14 protein-coding genes are annotated in these 15,106 nt (G+C 38.5%); 9 read left to right on the top strand and 5 right to left on the bottom strand.

Features of this window, described 5'->3' with window-relative positions:
• Positions 1–98 precede the first annotated feature (98 nt).
• Positions 99–1,949, top strand: a complete 1,851-nt coding sequence (rpsA, locus tag FGM01_RS14140; RefSeq protein ID WP_143411845.1) for a 30S ribosomal protein S1 — start codon at positions 99–101, stop codon at positions 1,947–1,949.
• Positions 1,950–2,022: 73 nt separating this feature from the next.
• Here the strand turns inward: rpsA and FGM01_RS14135 are convergent, their stop codons facing one another.
• Together FGM01_RS14135 and FGM01_RS14130 are read right to left on the bottom strand one after the other, a co-directional pair.
• Complete coding sequence (locus tag FGM01_RS14135) at positions 2,023–2,421, bottom strand: response regulator (protein ID WP_143411844.1); 399 nt, start codon at positions 2,419–2,421, stop codon at positions 2,023–2,025.
• A complete protein-coding gene (locus FGM01_RS14130; protein WP_143411843.1) occupies positions 2,408–5,449 on the bottom strand; it encodes a PAS domain S-box protein in 3,042 nt (1,013 codons plus the stop codon). Before FGM01_RS14130 ends, FGM01_RS14135 begins: the two co-directional genes overlap by 14 nt.
• 316 nt (positions 5,450–5,765) lie before the next feature.
• On the opposite strand from FGM01_RS14130, the gene FGM01_RS14125 reads away from it, so the two are divergent.
• From FGM01_RS14125 to FGM01_RS14115, 3 genes are all read left to right on the top strand, one after another.
• The gene (locus FGM01_RS14125) at positions 5,766–6,569 is read left to right on the top strand and encodes a ferritin-like domain-containing protein (protein ID WP_143411842.1); all 804 of its coding nucleotides are present in this window, start codon (positions 5,766–5,768) and stop codon (positions 6,567–6,569) included.
• A gap of 24 nt (positions 6,570–6,593) precedes the next feature.
• Positions 6,594–7,397 carry a ferritin-like domain-containing protein gene (locus tag FGM01_RS14120; RefSeq protein ID WP_143411841.1) on the top strand — a complete coding sequence of 268 codons (804 nt, stop codon included), beginning with the start codon at positions 6,594–6,596 and terminating at the stop codon, positions 7,395–7,397.
• Between the two features lie 122 nt (positions 7,398–7,519).
• Entirely contained in the window at positions 7,520–8,500 is a 981-nt protein-coding gene (locus tag FGM01_RS14115; protein WP_143411840.1) for an alpha/beta hydrolase, read from the top strand.
• Between the two features lie 29 nt (positions 8,501–8,529).
• Here the strand turns inward: FGM01_RS14115 and FGM01_RS14110 are convergent, their stop codons facing one another.
• Positions 8,530–9,162: a hypothetical protein gene (locus tag FGM01_RS14110; protein ID WP_166435235.1), complete on the bottom strand. Its 633-nt coding sequence runs from the start codon at positions 9,160–9,162 to the stop codon at positions 8,530–8,532.
• A 123-nt stretch (positions 9,163–9,285) separates the two neighbouring features.
• Between FGM01_RS14110 and pyrR the strand changes: the two genes are divergently transcribed.
• From pyrR to FGM01_RS14085, 5 genes are all read left to right on the top strand, one after another.
• Entirely contained in the window at positions 9,286–9,825 is a 540-nt protein-coding gene (pyrR, locus tag FGM01_RS14105; RefSeq protein ID WP_143411838.1) for a bifunctional pyr operon transcriptional regulator/uracil phosphoribosyltransferase PyrR, read from the top strand.
• A 7-nt stretch (positions 9,826–9,832) separates the two neighbouring features.
• Complete coding sequence (locus FGM01_RS14100; protein ID WP_143411837.1) at positions 9,833–10,765, top strand: aspartate carbamoyltransferase catalytic subunit; 933 nt, start codon at positions 9,833–9,835, stop codon at positions 10,763–10,765.
• Between the two features lie 54 nt (positions 10,766–10,819).
• Complete coding sequence (locus FGM01_RS14095) at positions 10,820–11,152, top strand: ribonuclease Z (protein WP_143411836.1); 333 nt, start codon at positions 10,820–10,822, stop codon at positions 11,150–11,152.
• Positions 11,153–11,190: 38 nt separating this feature from the next.
• Positions 11,191–12,099: a ribonuclease Z gene (locus FGM01_RS14090; RefSeq protein ID WP_143411835.1), complete on the top strand. Its 909-nt coding sequence runs from the start codon at positions 11,191–11,193 to the stop codon at positions 12,097–12,099.
• A 175-nt stretch (positions 12,100–12,274) separates the two neighbouring features.
• Positions 12,275–12,781, top strand: a complete 507-nt coding sequence (locus tag FGM01_RS14085) for a CAP domain-containing protein (protein ID WP_143411834.1) — start codon at positions 12,275–12,277, stop codon at positions 12,779–12,781.
• A gap of 188 nt (positions 12,782–12,969) precedes the next feature.
• Here FGM01_RS14085 and FGM01_RS14080 read toward each other — a convergent pair whose 3' ends face one another.
• Positions 12,970–14,445 carry a S41 family peptidase gene (locus tag FGM01_RS14080; protein WP_143411833.1) on the bottom strand — a complete coding sequence of 492 codons (1,476 nt, stop codon included), beginning with the start codon at positions 14,443–14,445 and terminating at the stop codon, positions 12,970–12,972.
• Positions 14,446–14,734: 289 nt separating this feature from the next.
• A partial coding sequence (locus tag FGM01_RS14075) for an OmpA family protein (RefSeq protein ID WP_143411832.1) occupies positions 14,735–15,106 on the bottom strand: 372 nt, incomplete at its 5' end.

Below are 15,106 nucleotides of genomic sequence, written 5' to 3'. Positions count from 1 at the left end.
AAAGGGCTTGATAATCAAATTTATAAACAACTTCTGAAGTTTTTGTTTTGCAGAAATGATTTCCGGAAAAACTCAGAATACAAATTTAATAGTCAGTAATGGCTGAAGAAAACACAAACAAAGAAACTCAGGATCTTGAAGTACAGGAAGTAGCGGGGATTGCAAACGATTCTCAACCTGAAGCTGAAACTCAGCACACAAATCCTGAAAAATTCCTCGAAGAATTTAACTGGCACAATTACGAAGAAGGAATCGATCCTATCGACGATAAGAAGCTGGAAGAATTTGAAAAGCTGGTTGAAGAAAATTTCGTTGACACTTTAGATGATGAAGTTGTAACAGGAAAAGTAATTAATATTACAGATCGTGATGCAATTATAGATATCAACGCGAAGAGTGAAGGGGTGATTTCTCTTAACGAATTCCGTTATAATCCAGATCTTAAAGAAGGAGATGACGTTGAGGTATTAATCGACGTTCGCGAAGATGCAACAGGACAGTTGATCCTTTCTCACCGTAAGGCGAGAGTGATTAAGGCCTGGGAGCGCGTGAATAAAGCTCACGATGAGAGCCTTGTAGTAAACGGGTTTATTAAATGCCGTACTAAAGGTGGTATGATCGTAGACGTATTTGGTATCGAAGCTTTCTTACCAGGTTCACAGATTGATGTGAAGCCAATTAGAGATTACGATGCTTACGTTGGTAAGAACATGGAATTCAAAGTGGTTAAGATCAACCATGAATTCAAAAACGTTGTTGTATCTCATAAAGCGCTTATCGAAGCAGATATCGAAGAGCAGAAGAAAGAGATCATTGGTCAGCTTGAAAAAGGTCAGGTACTTGAAGGTACTGTTAAGAACATTACTTCTTACGGTGTATTCGTTGACCTTGGAGGTGTTGACGGACTTGTTCACATCACAGATCTTAGCTGGTCTAGAATCAACCATCCAAATGAGATCGTTGAACTTGATCAAAAACTTAACGTAGTAATCCTTGACTTTGATGAGTCTAAGTCTAGAATTCAGTTAGGTCTTAAGCAACTTAGCCAGCACCCATGGGATGCTCTTGACGAGAACCTTAAAGTTGGTGACAATGTTAAAGGTAAGGTAGTTGTAATCGCAGATTACGGTGCATTTATCGAAGTTGCTGAAGGTGTTGAAGGTCTTATCCACGTATCTGAAATGTCATGGAGCACGCACTTGCGTTCAGCTCAGGATTTCGTAAATGTTGGTGATGAGGTTGAAGCACAGATCCTTACATTAGACAGAGAAGACAGAAAAATGTCTCTTGGGATCAAGCAATTGAGCCAGGATCCTTGGACTGATATTACTTCTAAATATCCTGTAGGATCAAGACATAAAGGTATCGTTCGTAACTTCACTAACTTCGGTGTATTTGTTGAATTAGAAGAAGGAATTGACGGTCTTATCTACATTTCAGATCTTTCCTGGACTAAAAAGATCAAGCACCCATCAGAATTTACTAATGTAGGTGATGAGCTTGAGGTTGTAGTTCTTGAATTAGATGTAGAAGGTAGAAAACTTTCTCTTGGACATAAGCAGATCGAGGATAACCCTTGGGATAAATATGAAAAAGATTACGGAGTTGGAACCAAGCACACTGCTGAGATCACTGAGATCGTAGACAAGGGTGCAACTATCGACTTTAATGAGGATATCACTGCCTTTATTCCGCAGAGACATCTTGAAAAAGAAGACGGTTCTAAACTTAAGAAAGGTGAAGAAGCAGAATTCCAGATCATTGAATTCAATAAAGAATTCAAGAGAGTGGTAGCTTCTCACATGGTAATTCACAAAGAAGAAGAGCAAAAAATTGTTAAGCAGGCTGCTAAGAAATCAGCTTCTCAAAACAAAGACAATGCCACTACTATTGGTGATGTTAATGCTGATCTTCAGGCGTTGAAAGACAAAATGGAAGGTAAGGAGTAATCTTTCCTGATATTTATAATGTAAAAACCTCCTTAGGCAACTAAGGAGGTTTTTCTTTTTTCAGGTTATAGGATTAAATCTCAGCCGAGAGGATTTGCTGAAGTTTTTCTGAACTAATAGGTTTTATTAAATAGCTGCTTACCTTATCATAATATTTAGCCCTTTCGATATCCTGAGGGTCTATAGATGAGGTTACGATATAGATGGTCACTTCTTTTTGACTGGGTATCTTAACGAATTCCTCAAGGAATTCCCATCCATCCATAATAGGCATATTCAGGTCTAGGAGAATAACATCTGGCAGGGATGCATTATTGGATTCCATGATAGGCCTGAGGTTATTAATAGCTTCCTCGCCATTATGAAATACCATAAAACTGTTGCAAAAATTGGCGAGTTTCATGATCTTTTTTGTGCCAAACACGAAGATGGGGTCATCATCTATGATGCAGGCGATATCAACTTTTTTCATACTTCTTTAAACTTATTATAAATTTTGTTCCTTTATCTACAGTGCTTTCCACATTAATTTTTCCTCCCATCGCTTCCACCTGGTTCTTAGTTATAAATAAACCAATCCCTCTGGAGTCTTTGTGATTATGAAAGGTTTTATACATTCCGAATAATTTTTGTCTATGCCTGTCCAGGTCGATACCCAGCCCGTTATCTTCAATAATTAGATGCGTGAATTTTTTCTTGTTTTCTACTGAAAATTTCAGGTAGCTGTCCCTGTCCTTAGAAAGATATTTGATCCCATTCGTAGTAAAATTGAGCAGGACACTTTCGATGTAGGCTTTTATTCCTAATACATAACAATCTTCAGGAACCTCATTGATAACCTCGAGATCGGCATCTCCAATCAATGCATTTACAGATTCCACGGCATTATTAATTTCCTCGTGTAATGCTATGGGTATCGAACTATCACCTTCATTAGTATTAATGACGGTTACTTCATTTAAATGCTCTATAGATTCTTTTAAATTTCCTGAAGCATTATATAGCATCTCGATGATCTGGTTATTTTTTTGATCAGGATGGTCTTCGATATACAAATCCAGGAGCATTCCTAAATTGCCGGAATGAGATCTCAGGTTATGTGAAACAATATGGGCGAAATTTTTAAGACGGTCGTTTTGATCATCTGTTAGTTTCAGAATATTTGTTAAATCACGTTGCACTGATTTAATTGCTGTAATATCGGTCGCTACTCCAAGATATCCCACTATCTCATTTCCTTCTTTAATTGCGGTAATTGTTAATTGCACCGGGAATAAAGTGCCATTTTTTCTTTTATAGAACCACTCCCTGGTATCATAAGGATTTTTCCTGGCCATGGCTTTGAACAATTCCACACCTTCATGGGATTCACCATATTTCTTTTCAAACTCTTTGGCCCTGGCTTTTACCTGCTTTTTGGAGTGAATGAGGGCTGGAGTGTGTATCCCAATTACCTCATCTTTAGAGTAGCCCAGAAGATTTTCAGCTCCTTTATTAAAGGCAGTAATAATTCCGTCTGGCCTTATACTTATAATACTTACCTGAGTACTTGCTTCCAGAAGCGCTTTCATTTCTGCCAGTGTCTGCTCAAACCTGGCTTCAGCAGTCTTTTGTTTTGTAATATCGGTGATCTGGGAAACAAAGAACAAAGGGTTCTTCTTTTCGTCCCTTACGAGAGATACAGCAAGATTTATGTAAACGATATGTCCCTGTTTGTGATAATATCGCTTATCCATGTGGTAATATTCCCGTTTTCCTTCAACCAGTTCATTTAATAGGGTTAGATCCAGGTTTAAATCCTCGGGATGAGTGATGTCATGGAAAGTAAGTTTTTTTAATTCATCAGCAGAATAACCGACTATTTCACAAACGCGATTATTCATTTGCAGCCATTTTCCTTCAGCATTAAGAACCGCCATTCCTATAGCCGCATGTTCAAAGCTACCACGGAATGTTTCTTCACTAATTCGTAACTTCTCTTCGGCATCAATTCTATGCGTGATATTATGCATCGCGACTACCGCCCCGGCAATATTCCCGCTCTCATCATAAAATCGCGACCCGTTCACTGAAACTTTCATACTATCACCTTTCTTAGGCTTTATCATGATTTCTTCATTACTCAGTTTTCCGGTCTTTAAAACTTTTAATAATGGTATTTCATCGGTTTCGAGTGACCTGGTGCCATCCACATTATAAAGGCCGTAGTATTCTGAAAGTTGATCCTGGGGTATTGGTTTTGCTGGTAACCCATGCCAGTCTTTAGTTGCTTTATTAAAAAGGCTCAGGTTGCCATCTTTGTCGCAGGCAACTATCCCAACATCAATATTTTCCAGAACCGTTTCCATTAGCTGCTGCTTTTGGAAATTTTCCTTTTCAGCCATTTTCATTCTGGTGATATCTGCTGTATGCATAACCAGACCACCAATTTTGGATTCCTGGGTATACCAGGGTCTCACTTCCCAACTGATCCATTGCTCGGTTCCATCTTCCCTGTAAAAGCAGTCCTCATCTTTTCTATGAACTTCGCCGCGAAGGCATTTTCGATGAATTTCCTTCCATTCTTCTGAAATATTGGGAAATAGTTGATAATGATTTTTACCAATGACATCATCTTCCAGCTGATAATCTGTACGCCAATTTTGAGATGCAGCGATATAATTCATCTCTGTGTCCAGCATGGCAATTGCTGTAGGAGCCTGATCTATAAAAAGCATTTTTATCTCAAGGCTCTTTTTTTCTTCGGTAATATCGGCATGAAAACCGGTCATCCATTCGGGCTCCCCATCTTTTGTCCAGCTTACTACTTTACCCTTATCTCTCACCCAGATCCAGTGACCAGATTTGTGTTTTACCCGGGCATCTGTCTGGTAATATTCTGTCACCCCTTCAAAATGCTCCTGAAGCCCTTTTTTACATTTCTCCTGATCATCCGGATGTCCTATCGAAGCCCAGGTTTCTTCTGATGTAGGTTCTAATTCTTTTAATTCATATCCAAGAATCTCTGCCCACTTTTCACTGAAAATAACCTCTCCGGTTTGTATGTTCCATTGCCAGGTTCCCAGCTCGGTACCTTCAATGATCTTTTTGTATCTGTTAATTTTTCGGAGTAAATTAATCTTGACCTCTGGAAGAGGTTCGATCTGGTTGAAACCAAAAATGACAAGGGAGGAATCAAAATAATCTACTTTAAGTACCTGGCTATTCAGATATAGTTTGAAGCCCTGTTTATGCTTCAGGTGAACCTGATACTTTCCGTTTTCTATTTCACTTAAAAGGCTGATAGTTTCATCTTCCAGAAATTCTGTAGTTAATTCTACCCGCTGCAGATCTGTATTCTCATAGCCGAGGACAGTACGTAACTTTGGGTTTAGCCAGATTTTGCTGGGATCACAGATATCAATGATCAGAAAACCATCCTGGGCATTGACCTGGGTAAATTCGAAGACGCAGGCATTCTCCCTTAAGACCGGGAAGAGCCTATCCTTTACATAATTCATTCTTAGATAAGTAGGTTAATAGTAAGATTTTGGGAATCTTATTAATTGCAAGAAAGATGAAATCTTTTTAAAATCCAATTATTGGGTGGCGAAAGATTAATTAAAAATGTGCGGTCTGCGAATGGAAAATCCTAAAGAGTAGTGTAAGAATAATATCGCACCGTAATAATTAAAACAAGATGAAAAGCTCGGTTTACTATTTCTTCGGTAAGGTTCTTATGAATTAATGTTAAATGTAACTTTTTCAAAAACCATGTAAGTGGTTGATTCGTAAGTATTTATATGTTGTTAAAATATAAACCTAAAAAATTTAATTATGAAAAAACCGGTTATTAAAGTTGAATTGCCAGAGACTGAAAAGTCGAATTCCGGAAAATCCAGAAGGAAATTCCTGAAACTCGGCGGGCTGGCATTTGTGGGAACAAGTTTATTCTTGACTTCCTGTGAACCTGAAAGTGAAGAGTTTGTTACTGCAGATGCCAGGGCTAAAGGTGTTAATAACAAAAGAGTATTTAACCTGGGCGAGGGAGACAGGGCGATATTAAATTATGCCTATATCCTGGAACAACTGGAAGCCGCCTTTTATGCCAGGGTAGTGACCGATACAGGTCTATCCTATTCTCCTGTAGAACCTAATGAAGAACAGATCCTTACTGATATTTATTACCATGAAGTGATCCATAGAGAGTTCTTTAAAACAGCATTGAATTCTTTCTTTGATCCCGGGGAAATAGCTCCCGATCTAGAATTTGATTTTAGTGCAGTTACTTTTTCGAATAGGTCTAATGTACTGGCCGTCTCTCAATTGCTTGAGGACACAGGAGTACAGGCATACAATGGTGCAGGTAAATTACTTGAGAACACAGAATTTTTGCTTTTAGCGGGTAAAATTGTTTCTGTAGAAGCAAGACATGCCTCAGCCATAAGAGATCTTATAAATCCCGGATCGCAGGATTTTGCTTCAGGAGATTATGTACTCGGTACGACGTTATTAACTGATATTGGTGGTTCTGATCTGGCTTATGACCGGGCTACACCTCCAAGAGATATTCTTGCAGCTGTATCAGATACCGGTTTCCTTAATACAAGGTTTATTACTAATAATATTCCTACGGCTTAAAACATTAACTTAAAAAATACAATTATGAATTTTATAGATCTATTAGATAAGATCTCCGGTAAGGAGGCTTTGGAAGAGAAATCCAGCAGGAGAGAATCTTTTCAAAAAATAAAAAGGATTGGTAAGCAGGCTGCCCTGGCCTCAATTCCTTTTGCACTGGCAGCTACCGGGAAAAAAACTTCTGCAGCAACAATGGCAATGCCGGCGGCTTCGGCAATGGCATCACCAACAGATATACTCAACTTTGCCCTAACCCTGGAGTATTTGGAACGAAATTTCTATCAAATTGGATTAGATACTACTGGGTTAATTCCAGAAAAGGATAAGGATGTTTTTGCATTGATATTGGATCATGAAAAATCTCATGTCAATTTCCTGGCAGCGGCCCTTGGCGGCCTGGCTGATCCAGAACCAACTTTTGATTTTACCGTAGGTGGAGCATTAGACACTTTTACAGATTATGGTACTTTCTTATTGTTGTCACAAGGTTTTGAAGATACTGGAGTTAGAGCCTATAAAGGACAGGCAGGTGCTCTGGCTATAGATAATACATTATTGGAGTATGCTTTGCAAATTCATTCGGTAGAAGCTCGACACGCATCCCAGGTAAGAAGAATGCGTGGGGAAAAAGGCTGGATAACTGGAAATGGTTCCGTCGGTACAGCCATTGCCGCTGTTTATGAAGGAGAGGCAAATACTGTACAAGGAGGCGTGGAATTAAAAGGCCTTTTTGATGATTTTGGAGGAACAGCTGCGATCACCGAAGCTTTTGATGAACCGCTTAGCATGGCTGAAGTTAATGCCATTGCTGGTTTATTCATCGTTTAATATATTTTTTACAATAAAAACCTGCAGTCTTACTGCGGGTTTTTTTATGCTATGTATTTTACATATTTGGTTTTTCACATTTCATTAAATAAAGTAAAACCTATTTATTCTTATCATTGCGCATGAAGAAAAGATACTGGTTGCTGATAATGTTTCTGCTAATCGTGATAGTAACCTATTTTTTAGGACCTGTACCCGAGGAGCCGGTATATAAAAACGATCTTCCCGAATTGCCTTCAGGTTTAACCCACCTGGAAGATTATATTAAAAATAAAGAAAATTCTATGCCTGTGAGAGATGATAACCAGGCGAGGATTATCTGGCAGGACGAACCAGAAAAAACAGAATATAGTATCGTTTACTTACATGGATTTGCCGGTAGTTACCGCGATGGTTATCCTGTTAATAAGAATATCGCAGATTCTTTGAATGCAAATCTGTTTTTAGCCAGATGGACCGGTCACGGTTTAAAACCACCTGCATCCTTAGATAATTTTAATGGGGAGAATGCCTGGAAATCTGCACAGGAAGCTTTGGTAATAGGAAATTTAATTGGAGAGAAAGTTATTATAATGAGTACTTCTACCGGCGGAACCTTAGCTCTTAAGCTAGCTGCTATGTATCCTGATAAGATTTATGCCCTGATCAATTTATCTCCTAATCTGGAAGACGATCAACCAGGAACATTTGTTCTTAATACTCCCTGGGGATATGAAATTGCCAATCTCATTTCTTTCGGAGAGAATAAAGAGATTAAACATGATCGGGAAATAGCAAAAAAATACTGGGATACTGTTTATCCGTCAAAAGCGCTGGTAGACCTTCAGGTTCTTGTTGAAACCACTATGGTTCCTGAAACTTTCCAAAAAATAAAAACCCCGGTGCTTACATTGTATTACCATAAAAATTTTATGGAAGAGGATGAACATGTAGAGATTGATGTGTATGAGGAAGCCTACAAATTAATTTCTACGCCAGATTCTTTAAAATCTTTGGTAGCCCTGAAAAACCCGGGTACTCATTTTATAGGAAGTGATATTAAATCAAAAGATATAAGAAGCGTGGAAAAGGAAATTCTTGACTTTTTGAAAAAGTTAAAATAGTTCAATCTTCTGTTCTGAAATAGCTTAGTTTATATTGTATTTAGGAATTCGGCATAGCCCTTGGAATCCTCAGACATTAATTGCTCTTCACCAAGAATTCTTTTTATGATGGTAGTATCAAATTTTAATTCCCTGGCGCCAAACCACTCCAGGGCAAAGGTATACCAAAGCTCATCCTTTACAAGTACCCTCGTATATTCGATCTGGCAACCGTAATCGGGAAAATTATCCAGGCTTACCCGGATGATCTTACCATCTTCATCATCTGTAAGTTTAAAACCAATGCGTTCTTTTCTAACCGCAAGCCAGTCGTATTTATCTTCAGTAGTAATTTCATGTACCAGGATATCACCTTCAGCTGATGAAAAGCTCCATTTCACATAATTCTCATAATAGCCCTGTACCGTAGAAGTTAAATCTACCACCTCAGACCTGGACTTACGGTGTTTGATCTCGATATTGTTTTCTCTTAATTTAATGCCCAGGTCTTCCTTTTCCCGGAGTGGTAAATAATAGTCTGTTCGGGCTTCGGTATTTTCAAAAAGATATCCGTTCTTCTCGAACCAGGCCTCTACAAATTTCATTTCATTATGGGAAAACCAGCGTATTTCTTTTGATCTGAACATGTTATGGGTATTAGGAATCCAATGTTTACTCTGCATCGTATTCTATTCAATTTACAAAAACTTGAAAACACCCACTAATTATCAATGGGTAGGTTCAAAAATGGTATATGATTCAATCCAAAAAAAACATTACTTTTGTGGCAATCTACAAACAGTCTTATGAGCCGGAAAGTACTTTTAGACTCCAATCAACTCAACATCATTCTTCATCGCTTGGCTTGTCAATTAGTAGAAAAACATACAGATTTTAAGAATACAGTTCTTGTGGGAATTCAACCACGAGGTATCTATGTTGCGAATAGAATTGAAAAAATCCTGAAAGAAGAATATGGTCTTGATTCAATCAAAACCGGGCAACTGGATATAACTTTTTACCGGGATGACTTCAGAAGGGGAGAGAAACCTCTGGAAGCCAATAAAACCAGGATAGATTTTATTGTAGAGGATAAGTGTGTGGTCTTTATAGACGATGTATTATATACCGGCCGAAGTATCAGAGCTGCTCTAACGGCAATTCAGTCATTTGGCAGGCCCAAGGAAATAGAACTTCTAAGTCTTATAGATAGACGTTTCAGCAGGCATTTACCTATTCAGCCAGATTATAATGGAAGACAGGTAGATGCAATAAATGAAGAAAAAGTAAAGGTAAGCTGGATGGAAAATGACGGGGAAGATGCAGTTTATCTAATCTCAAAATAGATAAAAAATGAGTAGCGAATTAAGTGTGGATCACTTACTTGGAATCAAATATCTCAAACCGGAAGATATTGATCTTATTTTTAAAACCGCCGATCATTTTAAGGAGGTGATCAACCGGCCCATCAAAAAGGTTCCTTCTTTAAGGGATATCACCATAGCTAATTTATTTTTTGAAAACAGTACCAGAACCAGGCTTTCCTTTGAGCTGGCCGAGAAGAGATTAAGTGCCGATGTGATTAATTTTTCCGCAGCCTCTTCTTCGGTAAAAAAAGGAGAAACCCTGATTGATACCGTAAATAACATACTCTCCATGAAGGTGGATATGGTGGTTATGCGTCATCCTAACCCCGGTGCAGGTATCTTTTTGTCAAAACATGTGAATGCCAGTATTATCAATGCCGGTGATGGCGCTCATGAACATCCTACCCAGGCTTTACTGGATTCTTATTCTATACGGGAAAGGCTGGGAGAGGTAGCCGGCAAAAAAGTTGTGATCGTAGGAGATATTTTGCATAGCAGGGTCGCCTTGTCTAACATATTCGCTTTAAAGCTGCAGGGAGCTCAGGTTAAAGTATGCGGACCTAAAACTTTGTTGCCTAAGCATATTGAATCGCTTGGAGTAGAGGTGGAGATGAACCTGAAAGCTGCTCTGGAATGGTGCGATGTGGCAAATATGCTGCGGGTTCAAAATGAACGCATGGATATTAGCTACTTCCCGAGTACCCGGGAATATGTAAAACAATTTGGGCTGAATAAGAAGTTACTTGATAGTCTTAATAAAGAAATAGTGATCATGCATCCCGGACCTATAAACAGGGGCGTGGAGATTACCAGCGATATCGCAGACTCAGAGCACGCCATTATTTTGGATCAGGTCCAGAACGGGGTGGCCATCAGAATGGCTGTAATTTATTTGCTGGCTTCCAAGATCAAGCAATAAATAAGAGGGAAGGATTAAAGATGTTCGTAGATTAAATGGAAATAAGATTATAAAATGAAAATTTCAAAAGAAGAAAACTTTACAATAATTTCGAATGAAGGTGAAAATCTAACCGATTTCGCTTCTGAACTTACTTCGCATCACTCAGATTTTGAAAAAGAGAACCTAGTGATCAATTTGTTAGAGTTTAAAGACCTTTCATCTTCAAACTTACTTGCTTTTCTTGAAATTTCTGATGTACATAGAAATGCAGGTAAAAGTTTTGTACTGGTAAACGACTCTATGGGAATAGATGATTTGCCTGACGAATTAGTTGTAGTTCCCACTTTGCAGGAGGCTGAAGATATGATACAGATGGACGAGATACAAAGAGACCTGGGATTTTAAGTGCATCGCAACCTATAAAAAATGTAAAGCCAGATCTCATGAAGATCAATATTCTTGGCTGTTATGCAGCTACTCCCCGAAGCTTCACTAATCCCAGTGCGCAGGTTCTTGAAATACAGAATAATTTATTCCTTATCGATTGCGCTGAGGGCACCCAGGTACAATTGCGGAGGAATAAGATCAGGTTTTCCCGGATCAGGCATATCTTTATATCTCACCTGCATGGGGATCATTTTTATGGACTTATAGGGCTTGTAAGTACCTTCAGGCTTTTAAACCGGGATACAGAATTGCACATATATGGACCTAAGGGAATTAAAGAAATTATTACTCTTCAATTGAAATTGGCAAACTCCTGGACAAACTTTCCTCTCATCTTTCACGAGCTTACCTCAAAACAACCTGAACTTATTTACGAAGACGATAGAGTAAGTGTTAGTACTATTCCTCTTAAACACCGCATTTATACCAACGGTTTTCTTTTTAAAGAAAAACTAGGAGACCGTAAATTATTGAGAGATAAGGCAGAGGAGTACAATATAGATTATACCCTTTTCAAAAGTTTAAAAAAAGGCAAGGATGTAGTTTCTGAAGACGGAAAACTTATTTCTAACCATCTGGTAACGGTAGAGCCTTCTCCACCAAAATCTTATGCATATTGCAGTGATACGGTTTTTGACCTGGATATTGTGCCCTTAATAAAGGGGGTTACCGTGCTTTACCACGAATCTACTTTTCTGGAAGTTGATACCGAACTGGCATTTCCCACCCGTCATTCCACAGCTAAGCAAGCCGCGACTATTGCGAAAGAAGCCGGAGTAGAAAAACTTATCCTTGGACATTACTCCACCCGGTATGATAATATTGAAAAATTCCGGATCGAAGCCGAAACTATCTTTTCTGATGTAATCCTTGCCGATGATGGAAAAGAAATAATCGTTGAATAACATTGTCTTTCCTACGCCTTAGTATGCACTTCACCGATTACAAAAGGTTGAATTGACTGTAAATTCCTACAGGTTTTGTTAAAATTATCAAAAAATAAAGCTATTCTTTAGTGTGATGTGTATTTAGTCGATAATTAAAGTACATTTATCTGACCCGAATCTAATACATGTACTCATGAAAAATTTGAAACTAACCGGAATTGCATTTATTGCTTGTACTCTTTTTCTTACATCTTGTTCCAAAGAAAGTATTCACGATGAAGTAACTGCTTACAATCAGGTAGTAACAGAAACTGCGGTATATAATTATAATACTATCGAGCAGGAGATTCTTGAGGAAGTTAATATTTACAGAGCTGCTAATGGATTAGAGGAATTAAAGGCAATGGCAGAAGTTTCTGTGGAATCTGAAGGGCATAACCACCATATGATCAGCGAAGGAGAAGTTAGTCATGATAATTTTGCCTTACGAGCTTCTAAATTGATGAATAGGGTAGGTGCTAAAGCGGTTGCAGAAAATGTAGGATTTGGTTATAGAAGCGCAGAAGCAGTAGTAAGTGCATGGTTAAAGAGCCAGGGACACAGAGAAAATATTGAAGGTGAATATACGCATTTTGGAATTTCAGTACGACAGGATGCAGAGGGTAAAAATTATTTCACCAATATCTTCATAAAGAAATAGAACGATAAGGTTTGTTTTCCCCCCAAATCGAAAAGAAGGGTTCAGGCTAGAGGCTGGCCCTTTTTTTATGTCTTATTACCAGATCTAAATATCATATATTAGAATATTCCTACTATGAAATTTATAAAACCGAATAAAAAAGCTTCAGTAATCAACTGAAGCTTTTTTTTAGTTAATAATCCGGGTTATTAGATTCCGGGGAGTTCATCTATATACATTCTCTGGTAATAGGGCTGATTCATATCTGTTTCGCCCAGTATTTCAAAATCCAGTCTTTTTTCCGTGGATTTGTTAAGTGGTGCACGGCCAAGGATTTTATTCAGGGCAGTTGCCAGTAAAGGCTCATCTTCTTCTCCGAGTGTTCCAAAATCATTCAGGTCTTCTATATATTCCACATCTGGTGAAAGTCCATTTACATAATCTGTATTTCCATCTGCATTCAGAGATTTAAAAACTAGTGGCTGCATCGCATATTGATGTTCTTCACTTGCTCCGGCTCTTCCAAAGTTTTCACTGTCATAAAGCGTGACCGATGCCTGAAATTTTCCTACCGTCTGGCCACCAACCTGGATCACATTAATATAGGGATCCAGACCATTAATCATGAGTTCACTGGCAGATGCACTGGAAGAGGACGTTAATATATAAGCCTCAGATAGATTCAGGCTGTTAATACCAGCACCCGTTCTAATCCTGTCATCAAATTTATTTAACAATGCTTCCGGGTTCTGGGATTCGTAGAAACTCTGATATTTCGCATTCCACTGTTCCTTGATGAAAACTTCACCCTTAAATTGACCGGTAATCATACTCGCAAGATCTGTAGCGGTTTCTACAGATCCTCCTCCATTATAGCGAAGGTCCAGAATAAGGTCTGTTACACCAGCTGATTTAAAATCTCCAAAAGCATCATTTAATTCATTATCAAAATTTCCAATGAAACTATTGTACATCAGGTAACCAATCTTTCTATTCCCCACCTCCAGGACCTTAGAGATATAAATAGGGTTTTCGGTATAATTTTCATCAGACAACTGCACATTTTTATCTGTGAGGACGATCTGGTTATTTTCAACATATCCTACATTAATTGTGAAATTTGAGTTTTCAATTAGGGAAGCGAAATTATTAGAGGTTAGCTTTTGTCCGTTGATCTCGGTGAAAATATCTCCTCGTTTTAGTCCCGCTGCCTCTGCAGATGTTCCGGGAAGAATGTATCTAATGATCCCAAATACATTATTGGTACCCGAGATACGGCCTATGCCGAATTTGATACCGGTAGCTCCGCTAACTCCGTTAAAACGATCCTCGAGTCTTCTGTAATCATCTGTGATAAAACTAAACCTGTCCTGTGAAGAGGTAAGATCATCAAAAAGCTCTTCCGGAGATCCCGCCTCCGCTAAAAACTCTAGCCGGTCGTTATTAGATTCGAAGTAGCCTTCCTGCAGTTCAGGGATATCAGCTTTATAGAGATAAATTTCATTTAAACCATTAAAAATAAAACTCTCAATCTCGAGTTCAGAGTTTTCTATGGAATTATTAGGGTTCTGGATATTTGTAACTGTAGTGTCGGTTTCCTTTGCAAGTTCATTTTCATCTTTCGTACATGCGGTAAGAATTGAGAAAACGAAACATGAAAGCATAAGTGTTTTTTTCAGTTTCATTAGCTTATTTTTTAGGGTTTTCCGCTATTTTCAATTTTTTCTTTAATTATTTCAGGAACTATGCCAAAAATTGTTAAAGTGTATTTGAATTAGAAAAGCAACGGTATCTGCTAATACTTACGTAAAAAAAACAAAAAAGGTTCAGGCTAGAGGCTGAACCTTTTTCTTTACAGTTTGATTTGTGGGGAATCAAACCTACTTAAAATCTGGAAGGGGCTACTACCAGTGTGCATATATTAGCTATAATATATCCGGGGGATAAAATAGCAGCACCTTCCTTGTTGGGTGATTATTGCATTTTCACGACACTAAACTTGGATCTTCGGTTTAACTGGTGGTCTTTTTCTGAACAACGGTCACATGGGATAGCCGGCTGTGTTTCTCCATAGCCCTGATATGCGGCGATCCTCTCTGGAGCAATACCATTGGCTACCAGGTAATTATAGGTAGCTTTGGCCCTGCGTTCAGCGAGTTTTTCGTTATAGGCATTGCTACCCCTGCGGTCTGTATGGGAGCCTATCTCGATGACCAGTTCCGGATAGTCCTCGGTCATGAGTTTGATGAGCTTATCAAGTTCTTTGGCCGCATCGGGACGTATGTTGGATTTGTCAAAATCGAAGTAGATGTTCTCTATTTCAGCTAAATAATCGGGATCTTCTAC

It is taken from the genome of Christiangramia sabulilitoris (genome assembly GCF_007050985.1).
GTDB lineage: Bacteria > Bacteroidota > Bacteroidia > Flavobacteriales > Flavobacteriaceae > Christiangramia > Christiangramia sabulilitoris.
This window is presented reverse-complemented; position numbering and strand designations above follow the sequence as displayed.